Raw genomic sequence first — 14860 nt, forward strand, 5'->3', positions numbered from 1 at the left:
AGGCCCCGGCTGCGGCCGCGCCAGCGCCCTCTCCACGCCACCAGGGCGGCGCCGCACAGCACGCCCAGCGCAAAGCCCAGGCCTGCGCCGGGATTCCACCATGTCAGCATGTCCATTGCGTCACTCCTGCTTCAAGGGTCGAAGGGTCGAGCCATGCCGCTTTACGCGGGCACCGCAATGCCGCGTTCGCGTGCCATGGTCAGCGCCGTGTCCTCGATCATGTCTTCCTGACCGCCCACCATGCCGCGCCGACCCAGCTCCACAAGCAGGTCGCGTGCCGGGATGCCGTACTTCTTCTCGGCCCGCTTGGCAAACAGCAAAAAGCTGCCGTACACGCCCGCGTAGCCCAGCGTGAGCGCATCGCGGTCGATGCGGATGGGGAAGTCCATCAGCGGCACCACCAGGTCTTCGGCCACGTCCTGGATCTTCCAGACATCCACACCGGTCTGGATGCCCATGCGGTCGAGGACCGCCACCAGCACTTCCATCGGGGTGTTGCCCGCCCCTGCGCCCAGCCCGGCAGCGGCAGCATCGATGCGGTTGGCCCCGGCTTGGATGGCCGCGACGCTGTTGGCCACGCCCATGGCCAGGTTGTGGTGGCCGTGAAAGCCCAGTTCGGTTTCAGGTTTGAGGGCATCGCGCACGGCGGCGATGCGTTCCCTGACCTGATCGGGCAGCAAATACCCGGCCGAGTCGGTGACGTAGATGCAGTTGGCGCCGTAGCCTTCCATGAGCTTGGCCTGCTGGATGAGGCCCGCTGCGTCGTTCATGTGCGCCATCATCAGAAAGCCCACGGTGTCCATGTCCAGCTTGCGGGCCAGGGTGATGTGCTGTTCGCTGACGTCGGCTTCGGTGCAGTGCGTGGCAACACGGATGGTGTGGACGCCCAGGCCGTGGGCCATTTTCAGGTGATCGACGGTGCCGATGCCCGGCAGCAGCAGGGCCGAGACTTTGGCCTGTTTCATCAGCGGGATGACGGTGCCCAGGTATTCCTCGTCGCTGTGCGCCGGAAAGCCGTAGTTGACCGAGGCGCCGCCCAGGCCGTCGCCGTGGGTGACTTCGATGAGGGGGATGCCGGCAGCGTCCAGCCCCTGGGCCACGGATTTCATCTGCTCCAGGGTCATCAGGTGGCGCTTGGGGTGCATGCCGTCGCGCAGGGTCATGTCGTGCAGGGTGATTTTTTGCGTCATGGTGGGGTTCTCCTTCAGGCGGCTTGCAGGGTGAGCTTGCCGGCCAGGATTTCCTCGGCAAACATTTCGGCGGTGCGGGCGGCGGCAGCGGTCATGATGTCCAGGTTGCCGGCGTATTTGGGCAGGTAGTCGCCCAGGCCTTCGACTTCCAGAAAGACGCTGATGCGGTTGCCGTCGAACACCGGGCCGTTGACCAGCTTGTAGCCGGGCACGTACTTCTGCACTTCGGCCAGCATGGCGTGGATGGAGGCGGTGATGGCTTGCTTGTCCGGCTCGCCTTCGACCAGGCAATGCACGGTGTCGCGCATGATCATGGGCGGCTCGGCCGGGTTGATGACGATGATGGCCTTGCCCTTCCTGGCCCCGCCGACTTTCTCGATGGCGCCTGCCGTGGTGCGGGTGAACTCGTCGATGTTCTTGCGCGTGCCCGGCCCGGCGGATTTGCTGGAGACGGTGGCGACGATCTCGGCGTACTCCACGGTCTGCACGCGGCTGACGGCCGCCACCATGGGGATGGTGGCCTGGCCGCCGCAGGTGACCATGTTCACGTTCATCTCGGCCTGGCCGACATGCTCCTTCAGGTTCACGGGCGGCACGCAGTAGGGGCCGATGGCCGCCGGCGTCAGGTCGATCATCATGGCGCCCTGGGCATTGACCTTGCGGGAGTTTTCCGCATGGACGTAGGCGCTGGTGGCATCGAAGACGATCTGCACGCCGTCGGCCTGCATGTGCGGCACCAGGCCGTCCACGCCCTCGGCGGTGGTCTTGATGCCCATGGCGCGGGCACGTTTCAGGCCGTCGGATTCGGGGTCGATGCCCACCATCCAGACCGGTTCCAGCACGGGGCTGCGTTGCAGTTTGGCCAGCAGGTCGGTGCCGATGTTGCCGGGGCCGATCAGGGCGCATTTGATTTTTTGGGTCATTGCCAGTCTCTCCAGTAATTAAACAAAGCGCACCGAGCAGCCGCCGATGCCGCCAATCGTCACGCGCAGGTTGTCGCCGGCAGCCACAGGCACCATGATGCCCAGCGAGCCGGACAGCACCACCTCGCCCGCTTCCAGGGCGATGCCCAGGCGGCCCAGGGTGTTGGCCAGCCACGCCACCGCGTTGGCCGGGTGGCCCAGGGCGGCCGCACCGGCGCCGGTGGCGACGATTTCGCCGTTTTTCTCCAGCACCATGCCGCAGGTGCCCAGGTCGACGTCACGCACATCGACCAGCCGGTCACCCAGCACGAACACGCCGCAACTGGCGTTGTCGGCCACGGTGTCCTGGATCCTGATCTTCCAGTTCTGGATGCGCGAATCGACGATCTCGAAGCAGGCCATCACGCCCTCGGTGGCGGCCAGCACGTCGGCGGCGGTGACGCCCGGGCCTTGCAGCGTTTTCTTCAGCACGAAGGCGATCTCGCCCTCGGCCTTGGGCTGGATCAGGGTGTCGGCGGGCACGGCCTCGCCTTCGTTGAAGACCATGCCGTCGGTCAGCCAGCCGAAGTCCGGCTGGAACACGCCCAGCATGTTCATCACCGCCTGGCTGGTGACGCCGATTTTCTTGCCCACCACTTTTTCACCGGCGGCCAGGCGGCGGGCCAGCATTTTTTGCTGGATGGCGTAAGCGTCTTCGATGGTGATTTCGGGGTGCTGGCTGGTCAGCGGCTCCAGCACCTGGCGGCTGCGCAGGGCCTGGTAGAGCGCATCACCGAGTTGATCGATAAGTTCAGGGGTCATCGTGGGTTAGCTCCGTGCAATCAGGGGATGAGGGGGTAAGGCTCTGCCGCATCGGCCTCGGCCAGGAAGTCGCCCACCAGCCGGGCAAAGCGGGCGGCGTGTTCGATTTGTGTCCAGTGGCCGCAGCGGCCATACACGTGCAGTTGCGCACGCGGCAGCCAGTCGGCCAGGGTATGGGCGTTGGACAGCGGGATCACCCGATCCTCCCGGCCATGCACCACCAGGGCTTCGTGCGGCAGGCGGCGGATGTCCGCCTCGCGGCTGGTCAGCGCATCCACCCAGCGCTGGCGGGGCGCGGGGAACATGGCGGCAAAGGATTCGTGAAAACCGGGGCGCACGCTGGCTTCGTAGCGCAGGCGGGCCAGCTCGTCGTTCACCAGCCCGCGGTCGAAGGCGAAGATGTCCAGCAGGCGGCGCATGGCCTCGATCGACGGCGTGTAGCCCCACACCGCATCCAGCCCCGGCGTGATGGCGAACGGCACGCCGACGCTGCCCATCAGCACCAGGCGGCGCACGCGCTGCGGGTGGCGAATGGCCAGCGCCAGCGCCAAGCCGCCGCCGAAAGAGTTGCCCACCAGGTCGGCGCGTTCAATGCCCAGGGCATCGAGCAGGCCCACAGCCTGGCGCACCCAGGCGTCCATGCCGTAGACGAAACCTGCCGGGCGTTCGCTGTAGCCAAAGCCCGCCATGTCCGGCGCGATGACGCGGGCCTGCGTGGCCAATGCGGGCATCACCAGCCGCCAGTTGGCCCAGGCCGACACGCCTGGCCCCGAGCCATGGATGAGCAGCACCGGCGGCTTGTCACCACCACTGTCGTGGTAGTTGGTGTGGATGCCCGCAGCATTCACGCTGTGGGCGATCTCGGGGTTGGCGGGGGATGGGGACATGGTTATTGCTCCTTTTAAAGAAGCTGTTACCGATCACGCATCAACAATTTCAATGAATAAATCATATGAAATTCAATGAATATCAGCGGAACAAGCTCTTTTTAAAATAGTAAATACCTAAAACTTCACCATCACGTTGCGCAGCTCGGTGTAGAACTCCAGCGAGTGCACGCCGCCCTCGCGGCCGATGCCGGACTGCTTGGAGCCGCCGAACGGCGTGCGCAAATCGCGCAGGAACCAGGCGTTGATCCAGCACAGGCCCACCTCGATCTGGTGCGCTAGGCGGTTGGCGCGGGCGATGTCCTGCGTGAACACCGCCGTGGCCAGACCGTAGCGGTTGGCGTTGACCTTGGCCAGCACTTCCTCCTCGCTGTCGAAGGGGCTGATGTGGCAGCAGGGGCCGAAGATTTCTTCCGTCACCACGGTGGCGGTTTCGGGCAGGCCCGTCCAGATGGTGGGCTGCACCCACGAGCCGTCCTTCAGCGCCTCGGGCATGTCGGGGATGCCGCCGCCGGTGACGATGGTCGCGCCTTCGTCCCTGGCGCTCTGGTACAGGCCCAGCACCTTGGCCTGGTGCTTCTTGCTGATGAGCGGGCCGATCTTGGTGTCCTTGTCGAACGGCAGGCCGGGCTTCATGGCCTCGGCACGGTCTTTCAGTGCGGCCACCAGTTTTTCAAAAATCGGGCGCTCGACGTACACGCGCTCGGTGCCCAGGCAGACCTGGCCGGCGTTTTCGAAGCACGAGCGCGTGAGCGTGTCCACGGCCACCTGGAAGTCGCAGTCGGCGAACACCACGGCGGCGTTCTTGCCGCCCATCTCCAGCGACACGGGGCGCACGCCGTCGGCGGCGGCCTTCATGATGGCGCTGCCGGTGCGCGTCTCGCCCGTGAAGGTGATGCCGTTCACGCCCGGGTGGCGCGTGAGAAATTCGCCCGCCGAGCCGGGGCCGAAGCCGTGCACCACGTTGTAGACGCCCTTGGGCATGCCCACGGCGTTCATCACCTCGCCCAGCAACGTGGCGGTGGCCGGGGTTTCCTCGCTGGGCTTGACGACCACGGTGTTGCCGCAGGCCAGCGCCGGGCCGACCTTCCAGGTCATGAGCAGCAGCGGCAGGTTCCACGGGCAGACCACGGCGATCACGCCCCGCGGCACGCGCACGCCGTAGCTGAGGGCCGTCTTGCCGTCGGGCGTGCGCAGGTTGAACGACTCGGTGGCCGTGCTCTTGATGGTGTCGATGAAGATCTGGAAGTTGGCCGCGCCGCGCGGAATGTCGACGTGCGAGGCCAGGTGGTGCGGCTTGCCGGTGTCGGCGATCTCGGCCTGCAGGAAGTCGTCGAAGCGGCGGTTGATCTCCCCCGCCACGGCGTCGAGCAGCTTGCAGCGTTCCACCACCGACAGGCGCCCCCAATCGCCCTTGAGCGCGGCCTGGGCCGCCGCCACGGCGGCATCCACCTCGCCCTGCCCGGCTTCGTAAATCTGGCCGATCACCTGGCCATTGACGGGATTGATGTCGGGAAACGTCTTGCCGCTGGTATTGCGAACGTACGCGCCGTTGATGAAATTGAGAAACTCTTGCATAGCCCTGCTCTGGTTGAAATAAAACGCTTGCCTGCGCCCCGGTACGGTGACAGCGCGAGGCCGCCACCGTGCCTGCGCCCTTGTCAGAAAGCCTTCACCAAAGTGAAGCGCACCAAGGAGCCCTTGGTGTTGTTCCTGACGCTGAACTCCTTGTAAGCCGCCGCTTTCAAGAACACCCCGGCGCCGGCAATGGGATAGACCAGCTCGGCCCCGACGGCATGGCGTCGCGCCCGGTCGGTGGTGGCGCCCGGCCCCTTGTCGTCGCTGGTCTGCCACTGGCTGTAGCCCACCACGCCGGCAGAGAAGGCGCCGAAGGATTTGCCCAGCCCCCACTCCACCGTCAGCTGCTGGCCGGGGCGGAAGCCGTCATCGTTCTTGCTGTTGAACTCGTAACGCGCCAGGGCCGAGCCGGAGAGGGTCTTGGCCCCGTCGAAGTAGTAGGTCAGCCCGCCCGTCAGCATGGTGCTTTTGAAGCCCTTGCCGGGCGAGGCCGGATGGCTGTCGCTGGCGTTGTCCAGCCACAGGCCGGCAGCGGCCACGGCATCCCACTGCGGGCCGTGCCAGCCCAGCACCAGCGGCCCCAGGTACACGTCGCCCACGCCGGAGCGCGAGTCGGAGACGCCCGGCGTGTTGAACGTCAGCGAGGTGCGCATGACCGGCACGATGGCTTCCATGCCGTAGTCCGCGCCCAGCAGCTTGTGGTTCGTGACCCAGACGAAACGGTTGGCCAGGGCGGTGACGGTGCCGGTGTTGTGGCCCGGCACCTTGCTGCTGCCCGGCGCACGCAGGCTGTCGATGCTGTAGTTCACCAGATAGCCCAGGTAATACATGCCTGCCGGGGGCACGCTGGGCCCCTGCATCCCTTCCACCCCCGGGACATAGTGACCGTCGGCCTGCGCCCCGGTGGCGGCCAGCAGGGCCAGGGCCGCGGCGCTGGCAATGTGTGTGACTTTCATTGGTTTGTTCCTTGTCTCTTTTTTCTATGCGTCGTCCAGGCCCAGCGCGGCCAGGGCGGCGCGGGCGCAGAGTTCATCCTGTTCGGCGCTGCCGCCCGACACCCCGATGCCACCGATCAGCACCCCGCCCTCGCGCAGCGGCAGGCCGCCGCCGAAGACCACGTTGCGCGGGCGGGTCGGCATCCCCAGGCGCAGCGCTTCGTCGCCTTGCAGAATGCCCGCCCACTGCGCCGTGGCAAAGCCGAAGCCGGCGCTGGTGTAGGCCTTGTCGATGGCGATGTCCACCGAGTGCAGGAAGGCGCCCGGCATCCGCAGAAAGGCGGCCAGCACGCCGGACGCATCGGTCACGGCGGCATTGATGCGGATGCCCAGTTCCCCCGCCTTGACCACCGCCGCCAGCACGGCGGCATGGGCGGCTTCGGCGGTAATGGCGCGTTGTTCGACGCTGTGCTGTGCCATCGTGCTGCGCTCCTCAGGTCACGACGCTCAGGAAGGCGTCGTTCAGCTTGCGGTCGTGGTAGAAGATGCCGCGCCCCACTTCTTCCCAGCTCCAGGTGATCGGGTGCATGTCCGGGTAGTGGTCGTAGCCGCCGGCAAAGGTTTCCAGGCGGTTGCCGCTGGGGTCGAAGAAGTAGATCGTCGTGCCCTGGGTGATGCCGTGGCGGGTGGGGCCGATGTCGATGGAGGTGCGGCTCACGCTCATGATGTCGGCGGCACGCAGCACGCTTTCCCAGCTCGGCATCTGGAAGGAGACGTGGTGCAGCTTGCCGTCCTCGGCATGGCGCACGAAGGCGATGTCGTGCGCCTTGGCGCTGCACGTCAGCCACACGGCCAGGTCGGTCTGGCCGTCTTCCAGCTTGACGCGCTCGACCAGGGTGAAGCCCAGCACTTCGGTGAACAGCTTGACGTTGCCGTCCACGTCGCCGCCGTACAGCAGGCAGTGGTCGAGGCGGATGGGGCGGATGCCCGGGCCGTCCAGCACGTCCACGTCAGGGTCGAAATAGCCCATGCCGTTGCCCACGTCGGTCTTTTCGGCGTACAGCTCGACCATGTGGCCCGTGGGAATCCGGAAACGCACGCGCTCGCCCGTTTCCAGCAGCTCGCCGGCGGGAATGCGCTCGGTCGTGATGCCGTAGGCCTGCAGCTTGCGGTCGAAGTCGTCCAGCGTGGCCTGGTCCAGCACCTTGAAGGCGAAGAAGTCGATGCCCGCCTGGTCGGCCTGGCGCAGGATGACGCTGTTGTGGTCGCGCTCGCTGCGGGTCTTGAAATAGACCCGGCCCTGGGCATCGCGGCCCATGGGCTTCAAGCCCAGCACGTCGGTGTACCACTTCACCGACTCTTCCAGGTCCAGCACCCGGATTTGTGCGTGCCCGGGACGTAAAACGCCAGTCATTGCCATGATTTGTCTCCTTTGATGTTTGATGGGTTCATGGGTTGGGGGAAAGGGAGGCCGCCCCGGCATCCGCCGGGCGGCATACGTTTTTCTTCATGGCGCCGACTACGTTCAGGCGCAGGTCGCTGCGCGGATAGATGCGGCAGGACAGCACGCAGCCGGCGGCCTCTTCCTCGGCGCTGACGTGGGCGCGGCTCATCACGCGGCGGGTGAACTGGCCTTCCAGCACCTGCACCTTGCACACGCCGCAGCCGCCCTGGCGGCAGCCCACGGGGATGCCTTTCTTGCCCAGCGCCTCCATGCCTTCGAGCACGGAGCGGGTGTCGGCGGCGGTGTAGGACTCGCCGGTTTCTTCGATGTGGATGACGAATTTCTGCATGGTTTTGTCTCCTTTGCGGTGCCCTCTTCGGGCGGGGCACCTGCAAGTCGCAAGGCAACGATAAAAAGAATTGCCGTTACCGTCCAATACAATTTTTCCTTTTGTTCAATACCGTTTCAGTATCGACAAACCGGCCCGGCCTATCCGGCTCTGGCGTGCAGCCAGGGATGCAGCCAGCGCGTCAGGCGCGGGGCCACGCCCCAGGTCATGATCACGACCACCAGCAGGGTGATCACCAGCACGCGCGGCACCAGAGGCCAGTCGGCCAGCAGCGGCGCCACGGTCAGGAACAGCAACAGCACCGTGGGGAAAATCCCCAGCCACGTCACCACCGCCACCTTCCAGCGCGGCGGGGCGGCGCGGGTGGTGCTGTCGGGCGCGGCAAACCAGTAGTCCAGCCCCGCCACGCGATGCAATTGCTGCGTGCCGACGGTGTGCGGCAGCACCTGCTGCAGCCACTGCGCCCGCTCTGCCGAGTCCTGCCAGGCGGCCAGATGCGCCTCGTTGTCAAAGGCAAAGACCACGTGGTACAGCAGCGGCTCGGCAGCGTCGCCTGCCTCCTGGGGCGGCACGAGTTGGCCGCCCAGATGGCCGGGAAAGCCTTCCGCTGCGGCCAGCATGCCCAGCATGGCGGCCTCGAAGGCGGCGACGGCAGCAGGCCGGACGCGGCGGGCAATCAGCACCGTGACGGCACGCGGCGGCGCCGCGGCACGGGCCGGGGAGGGAATGCGGGAGGCGTTGTCCATGTGACGGTCTTTCCTTGGCAGGCATCGCCGGGCAGCGACGGGGAATGCACGCCACGATAGGCAGCGCACTCGATACCTTCCAATACCGTTTACTCCAAACTTCGATACCATTTCGGCATTTCCAACTTTCCTGCCGGAGTGCGTCCCATGGACTTGCGTGACATGCGCTACTTTCTCGCCGTGGCCGAAGAAGGCCACATGGGCCGCGCTGCCGCCCGCCTGCACCTGTCGCAGCCGCCGCTGACGCGCCACATCCAGGCGCTGGAGGAAAAGCTGGGCGTGCCGCTGTTCCTGCGCACCCCCAAGGGGATGCAGCTCACCGAGGCCGGGCACACGCTGCTGCAGGAGGTGCCCAACCTGCTGGAGCTGGCGCAGCAGGCCGCCGAGCGCACGCGCCTGGCCGGGCAGGGCTGGATCGGGCAGCTGGACGTGGGGCTGTTCGGCTCGGGCATCCTGGACGTGATTCCGCGCATCCTGGCGCGGTTTCACCAGGCCCGCCCGGACGTGAAGATCGTGCTGCACAACCTGACCAAGGACGCCCAGTTGCAGGCACTGCGCGAACGGCGCATCACCGTCGGCTTCAACCGCCTGGTGCCGCAGGAGGCGGACATCCGCACCCAGACCGTGCTGCGCGAGCCGTTGATGGTGGCCATCGCCGCCACCCACCCCCTGGCGCAGCGCCCTTTGCTGCGCCTTCAGGACCTGGGCGGGGTGCCGCTGATCCTCTACCCCAACGTACCCCTGCGCGGGCTGGCGCAGGAAGTGACCGACGCCTTCCATGCCGAAGGCGTGCCGCTGCGCGTGGAGCAGGAAGTGGAGGACGTGGTGACCGCCGTGGCCCTGGTGTCGGCCGGTTTTGGCGCCGCCATTACCACCCGGTCGGCGGCCAACCTGCGCCTGCCGGGCGTGGCCTTCCGCCCGCTGCGCAGCCGCCAGCTCCAGGAGCTGGAGTTGAGCTGCCTGTACCGCCGGGGCGATCGCTCGCCCGCGCTGCGGGCCTTTCTGGACGTGGTGCAGACCTTCGCGGCCACGCCCTCGCCGCCCGTGCAGGAGTGAGGATCGGTCTGGCGCACGCATGTAGAACGACACGCTCTTAAATCTTGCGGAACAGCGGGCTGCGCACCTGCTGCGCGTCGGCGGCCGAGATGAACTTCTCGGTGTAGATGTCGCGCTCGAACAAACGGCCCTGCATCAGCGTGGTGATGCAGGCGTCGATCATCAGCGGCGGGCCGCACAGATAGGCCTTGTGGCCACGGAAGTCGTTGTTGAAATGCACCTTGGCCGCCTCGTGGACGAAGCCCCGGGCGCCGTCCCAGTCGCTGCCTTCGGGTTCGCCCGACAGCGCGGCGACGTAGGTGAAGTTGGGGTGCTGCTGCGCCAGTTGCACGAAGGCGTCGTGGTGGTACAGCTCGGCGCGGCTGCGGGCGCCGTTGACCAGGGTGATGGGGCGCGTGCAGCCCTGGGCCAGCAGGTCCAGCACCATCGAGCGCGGGCTGGACAGGCCCGAGCCGCCCGCCAGAAACAGATAGCCCAGGTCGCTGGCGCGGTGGGCGCTTTCGCGCAGGAAGAAGCGCCCGTAGGGGCCGGAGACTTTCACGCGCTCGCCCGCCCGCAACTGCTCGTGCACCCAGCCGGTGCCCATGCCGCCGGGCACGCGGCGGATGTTCAGCTCGATCTCGCCCTTTTGCGCCGGGGCGCTGGCGATGGAGAAGGCGCGGGTGCTGCCCTCGCCGGGAATGTGCAGGTTCACGTACTGCCCGGCCTGGAAGGTGATGGGCGCATCCAGTTCGATCCACACGCCCTTGATGGTGGGCGTCAGGTCTTCGATGCGCGAGACGGTGCCGGCAAAGTCCGCGACCGGCAGGTTCAGCGCGTCCGGCTCTTCCTCGATCTCGGCTTCGACCACCACGTCCGATTCGACGGTGGCGCAGCAGGCCAGGCACAGGCCTTCCTCGCGCTCGTAATCCATCAGGGCGAAGCCGCTGGCGTCGCCGTGTTCGATGTCGCCATCGGCCACCTGCACCTTGCAACTGCCGCACAGGCCATGGCCGCAGGCGTGGGGCAGGTAGATACCGGCACGCAGGGCGGCGTCCAGGATGGTCTGGCCTTCTTCAATGTCGATGGTCTGCCCCAGGGGCTCGATAGTGAGTTGATGGCTCATGGCAATCTCAATTTTTTAAAACTTATAGCTGTTTCCGCTGGATATATATTGATTTCAGATATTTTCATATCTGAAACCCTTTTATATCCAGCGGTACAAGCTCCTTAAAATTTTGCTTTGCAGCCCGGGGCTAGAAGCAAGAGCCGTTCAGCCCGGTCAGCCCCGGTGTGCGGAACCGGATGGCGCTTTTGTGGCCGATGCCGTGTTCGGCCAGGGTTTTGTCCATGTCCGGGGTGAAGGGCTGGCCGGACAGAAACCACTCGGTCTGCGCCCAGTCGATGCGGGCAAAGTCCGGGTGGGCGCTGTAGATGCCGGGCAGCGTGCCGCGCACCAGGTCGCCGAACGTGGTGGTGGGCGGCATGGGCACGCACACGGGCGAGCAGAACAGCTTGTGGTCTTCCCAGCCGATGTAGAGCAGCGGCGCGGGGAATTTGTCCACCGTGTCCTTGGGGGCGAACGGGTAGGGGGTCAGGGATTTGACAGCCATGGGATATCTCCTTTTTTTCTCTGGATTGCTGGCGCTTCAGTTGCCGGTGGCTTGCGCACGCCACGTCTCGAAGTTCTGCTTGTCCGGCGAGTCGGCGTAATCCATGTTGTCCTGGCCCTGGTTGATCTTGTACCAGCGCAGCACCTCGGCCAGGGGGTTGAAGTCGGGCTGGGTGGGGTCCACGTCTTCGGGGAAGCAGTTGCCCTGGTAGATCTGGTGGACGGGCAGCCAGCTTTGCACGTACTTCTCCGGCTCGTTGTCGAAGATGTGCTTGCAGCCGTCCGAGCAGCAGTGGTACTTCACGCCCTGGTATTCGCTCTCGCGGTAGGCGATCTTGGTGGGGTCGTCCGGCTCGGTGAAGAACATCGGCACCTGGCAGACCTGGCACAGCATGGGCAGCGTGCCGTTGTAGAAGCGCTTGCCCTCGGCCTGCTCCTTGGCGTAGTGCGTCCACAGCGGGCGGTAGTACTTGTCGAAGGTATCGGGGTACTTGGCCGACAGCCACTCCATGTCCTTCTCGCTGGGCGCCCAGGTGTGGAAGGGGGCGGCAGCGCCGTAGTTGTAGAACACGTTCCAGGCCTGGTGGCTCAGGTGGTCCTTGTCCTTGCAGGCCTGCTCCCAGCCCTTGGGCACCGTGATGCCGTAGCGGGCCAGGTCGTTGAACAGGGCCGCGCCGTTCTGCTCGGCGTAAATCTCCCAGGCTTCCTTCCAGCTCATCACGCGCTTGGGCAGCATGTAGTCCATCATCATCGCCACCAGGGTCAGCACGCGGTAGCCGCGCCAGAACCACTTGTCCAGCCAGGCCTGCACGATGGGCAGGTTGTCCGGGTCCTGCTCCAGGATGAACTTGATGATCTCCAGCCCCAGCGTCATGTGGCGCGATTCGTCGCTCTGCGCCGAGAAGCCGAAGGCCATCGCCCCCATGTCGCCGTTGTAGGCCGCGCCGCTGATGAAGGGCACGAACAGCAGGTTGGTCAGCACATATTCGAAGGCAAAGCCGATGGCGACGATGAACTCGAACGGCCCGGCACTGACGGCGTCGTCAAAGAAGGATTTGGGCACCGACAGGTACCACACGCGATCGTGCTGGTGGCGCCAGTTCTGGAAGCCGTTGTAGTGCTTGTTGTAGTTGGACAGGCTGTGAATCTGCGTCTGCGCGTGGCGGATTTCGTCCAGGCTCTGCATCATGCAGGCCACGCGCGGGCCGGCGCCGGGGTACTGGCGGCCCACGTGGGCAAAGCCCCGGTGCGCCATGTATTCCAGCGGCGAGACGCCCGTCAGGAACAGCTTCAGGGTGTTGATGTAGCGGGCATCGGTCACGCCCAGGTGGCCGTTGTTCTGCGTGAAGGCGTCGATGATGGCGTAGAGCTTGCGCTCCTTCTCGGCCTGGTACTTCCAGTACGAATCCATCGTCATGCGGAAGGGGTCCTCGAACTTGTCCCAGTCGTGGATCTTGATGCCCTCGTACTCCATGTACGGGAACACGTCCTTGACCGCCTGGTAGGTCGGCGTCCAGGCCAGGTCGCGGGTCATCAGGTTGTAGCGCTCTTTGAGGCCGAGCTTCTTGTTGGCTTTCATGTCCATGGGGTGTCTCCTTGGGTCGTCCGGATCGGTGTTACTGGTGCCAGGTGAGGGTGAACTCGTCGTCGGTCTCGTCGACGTTGCCGCTCATGGTGATGAGATGCACCTGCATCTCCTGCAGGTCGAAATCGCGGCCCATTTCTGCTTCGATGGTGCTTTTGCGCACGACCAGATGGCCGGGCACGTCGATCTTCACCATGGCCGGCTGGTCGCTGACGATGGCCTGTGGGTTGTCCGCCAGGATGGCGTTGACGATGGCGCGTGAGTCTTCGTTTTTCTGAAAGGCAATGAATACGTTGGACATTCCGGTACTCCTGAATGGAAAAGTGGTGTTCAGGCCGGAATGGCCAGACCCGCCTTGGCCATGCGGGCATCCAGCACGGCCACGCTGCGCTCCAGCGCGGCAGGGGCATCGGCGCCCAGGGCCAGCGCCGCCACGGGGGCCAGGGCCTGCTGCACGCGGCTGCGCCAGTCGGCGTACCAGCCGCTGAGCAGCGTCTGGTTGTCCGCGCTTTCGGCGGCGGCCGCCTTCATCACCGCATCCACCCACTTGTTGGCGTCCTGCGCCCATTCGGCCTGGAAGCGGGTGAGCATGGAAACGACCGGGCCGGCCTGCTGGCTCAGCGCCTCGTCCACCTCCCGGTAGGCCAGGGTGAACAGCACGCCGTCCAGCACCACGTTCTGCGCCACGAACAGCTCCATCCAGTCCTTCAGCACCCAGGTGTCCTCCACCACCCGGCGCAGCCCCTGCCAGGCGGGGGCTTCCAGCCAGGCCTGCTTGCCCGCTTCCAGCTCCCCCTGGTTGCCCAGCAGCAGGCCCAGGCGCGTCAGATACTGGGCAATGCCCAACTGGTCCATGCCCGCGTACAAACAGGGCTGGGTGATGGCCGTGCCGTAGCCATAGGCGCACTGGTAGGCGCCATTCATGTTTGCGCCCCAGGCCACGTGGCGCAGCGGCACGTAGAAATCCAGCGCCTTGCGGCGGGCGCCGTCGTCGTAGCGCTCGGCCAGCCCCCGGGTTTCGACCAGGTCGAAATCGGCCTCGGCCACCTCCTGCATCCGGGCGCGGGCCTGGGTGTAGGTGCCGTAGTAGAACTGGCGCGGGTCCTTCAGCGCATACCAGTCCTGCATCACCAGGCGGGTGCGGCGCGGGTCGAACAGCTCATGCTCGGGGTCCCAGGTCGGGCGGTAGTGGAAATTCGCATCGGGCTGCACGTTCATCGTGCCTTCGATGTAGCGTGAGGCGGGCTTGTCCGCGCCCAGCCGCTCGGCGATATGGTTGTAGGTCTGCCGCAGCGGCGTGATGCTGACGGTGCGCAAGTCGATTTGCATGAGGGGGTGTCTCCTTGGTTTGTGCAGTGGAAGAAAAGGGGGCCGGGAAAGCGGTCAGGGTGCGTGCAGGAAGTGCTGCTGGCGGGCGTCGTGCAGGCTCCAGTCCCATTCGTGTTCGGCACTGCCTGCGGCCTGCTCGGGCAGGCGGCCCCGGGTGGGCTGCACGCCGTGCATGGCGCAGAAGTCCTCGAACTCCGGGCGGGGCATGACCATTTCGACGAACAGGCCCGGCTCGCCGACGGCAAACTCGAACTCCACCATGCCGTTGTCGTGCTGTTGCACTTCCCGCACGTATTTGCGGGTCACGTCCCATTGCGCATCCGGCGTGCCAGGCGTAGCGGGCTTGGTATCCATGAAAGGCTCCTCAAAGTCGCGTAGTGCCCCGGGTTCCGCACAGACCATGCCAACTTTGGCAAAAATCCGATAAATATCGATAAATTCAGGGT

General features: G+C 65.7%; 17 protein-coding genes. 1 reads left to right on the forward strand and 16 read right to left on the reverse strand.

What is annotated here, in order from left to right; all coding sequences use genetic code 11:
- Positions 1-161: 161 nt before the first annotated feature.
- The 10 genes from dmpG to ACFO3A_RS13480 all read right to left on the reverse strand — a co-directional run bounded on the left by dmpG (position 162) and on the right by ACFO3A_RS13480 (position 8853).
- Complete coding sequence (gene dmpG / locus ACFO3A_RS13435) at positions 162-1190, reverse strand: 4-hydroxy-2-oxovalerate aldolase (protein WP_377727308.1); 1029 nt, start codon at positions 1188-1190, stop codon at positions 162-164.
- 14 nt (positions 1191-1204) lie between these two features.
- The gene (locus ACFO3A_RS13440) at positions 1205-2113 is read right to left on the reverse strand and encodes an acetaldehyde dehydrogenase (acetylating) (protein ID WP_377727311.1); all 909 of its coding nucleotides are present in this window, start codon (positions 2111-2113) and stop codon (positions 1205-1207) included.
- Between the two features lie 18 nt (positions 2114-2131).
- A complete protein-coding gene (dmpE, locus tag ACFO3A_RS13445) occupies positions 2132-2914 on the reverse strand; it encodes a 2-oxopent-4-enoate hydratase (protein ID WP_377727313.1) in 783 nt (260 codons plus the stop codon).
- A 20-nt stretch (positions 2915-2934) separates the two neighbouring features.
- Positions 2935-3801 (reverse strand): alpha/beta fold hydrolase, encoded by an 867-nt coding sequence (locus ACFO3A_RS13450; RefSeq protein WP_377727315.1) that lies wholly within the window; start codon positions 3799-3801, stop codon positions 2935-2937.
- Positions 3802-3918: 117 nt separating this feature from the next.
- Complete coding sequence (locus ACFO3A_RS13455; protein WP_377727317.1) at positions 3919-5379, reverse strand: 2-hydroxymuconic semialdehyde dehydrogenase; 1461 nt, start codon at positions 5377-5379, stop codon at positions 3919-3921.
- 83 nt (positions 5380-5462) lie between these two features.
- Positions 5463-6335, reverse strand: coding sequence for a SphA family protein (locus tag ACFO3A_RS13460; protein WP_377727320.1), 873 nt, complete (start codon positions 6333-6335; stop codon positions 5463-5465).
- Between the two features lie 24 nt (positions 6336-6359).
- Complete coding sequence (locus tag ACFO3A_RS13465) at positions 6360-6794, reverse strand: GlcG/HbpS family heme-binding protein (RefSeq protein WP_377727322.1); 435 nt, start codon at positions 6792-6794, stop codon at positions 6360-6362.
- A 13-nt stretch (positions 6795-6807) separates the two neighbouring features.
- Positions 6808-7734, reverse strand: a complete 927-nt coding sequence (locus ACFO3A_RS13470) for a catechol 2,3-dioxygenase (RefSeq protein ID WP_377727325.1) — start codon at positions 7732-7734, stop codon at positions 6808-6810.
- A 28-nt stretch (positions 7735-7762) separates the two neighbouring features.
- Positions 7763-8107, reverse strand: coding sequence for a 2Fe-2S iron-sulfur cluster-binding protein (locus tag ACFO3A_RS13475; RefSeq protein ID WP_377727328.1), 345 nt, complete (start codon positions 8105-8107; stop codon positions 7763-7765).
- A gap of 140 nt (positions 8108-8247) precedes the next feature.
- Entirely contained in the window at positions 8248-8853 is a 606-nt protein-coding gene (locus ACFO3A_RS13480; protein ID WP_377727330.1) for an antibiotic biosynthesis monooxygenase, read from the reverse strand.
- Positions 8854-9000: 147 nt separating this feature from the next.
- On the opposite strand from ACFO3A_RS13480, the gene ACFO3A_RS13485 reads away from it, so the two are divergent.
- The gene (locus ACFO3A_RS13485; protein ID WP_377727332.1) at positions 9001-9909 is read left to right on the forward strand and encodes a LysR family transcriptional regulator; all 909 of its coding nucleotides are present in this window, start codon (positions 9001-9003) and stop codon (positions 9907-9909) included.
- Between the two features lie 37 nt (positions 9910-9946).
- Here the strand turns inward: ACFO3A_RS13485 and ACFO3A_RS13490 are convergent, their stop codons facing one another.
- From ACFO3A_RS13490 to ACFO3A_RS13515, 6 genes are all read right to left on the reverse strand, one after another.
- Positions 9947-11014 (reverse strand): NADH:ubiquinone reductase (Na(+)-transporting) subunit F, encoded by a 1068-nt coding sequence (locus ACFO3A_RS13490; protein WP_377727335.1) that lies wholly within the window; start codon positions 11012-11014, stop codon positions 9947-9949.
- Between the two features lie 130 nt (positions 11015-11144).
- A complete protein-coding gene (locus ACFO3A_RS13495; RefSeq protein ID WP_377727339.1) occupies positions 11145-11501 on the reverse strand; it encodes a phenol hydroxylase subunit P4 in 357 nt (118 codons plus the stop codon).
- A gap of 36 nt (positions 11502-11537) precedes the next feature.
- Positions 11538-13085, reverse strand: coding sequence for an aromatic/alkene/methane monooxygenase hydroxylase/oxygenase subunit alpha (locus ACFO3A_RS13500; protein ID WP_377727342.1), 1548 nt, complete (start codon positions 13083-13085; stop codon positions 11538-11540).
- Positions 13086-13116: 31 nt separating this feature from the next.
- Positions 13117-13386 carry an MmoB/DmpM family protein gene (locus tag ACFO3A_RS13505; RefSeq protein ID WP_377727345.1) on the reverse strand — a complete coding sequence of 90 codons (270 nt, stop codon included), beginning with the start codon at positions 13384-13386 and terminating at the stop codon, positions 13117-13119.
- A 29-nt stretch (positions 13387-13415) separates the two neighbouring features.
- On the reverse strand, positions 13416-14414 hold the full coding sequence (locus tag ACFO3A_RS13510) for an aromatic/alkene monooxygenase hydroxylase subunit beta (RefSeq protein ID WP_377727348.1): 999 nt from the start codon (positions 14412-14414) through the stop codon (positions 13416-13418).
- 54 nt (positions 14415-14468) lie between these two features.
- Positions 14469-14768 carry a phenol hydroxylase subunit gene (locus ACFO3A_RS13515; RefSeq protein ID WP_377727351.1) on the reverse strand — a complete coding sequence of 100 codons (300 nt, stop codon included), beginning with the start codon at positions 14766-14768 and terminating at the stop codon, positions 14469-14471.
- Between the last annotated feature and the right edge of the window lie 92 nt (positions 14769-14860).

The sequence above is a fragment of the Comamonas nitrativorans genome, from assembly GCF_042654765.1.
In the GTDB taxonomy this organism is placed as follows: domain Bacteria; phylum Pseudomonadota; class Gammaproteobacteria; order Burkholderiales; family Burkholderiaceae_C; genus Comamonas; species Comamonas nitrativorans.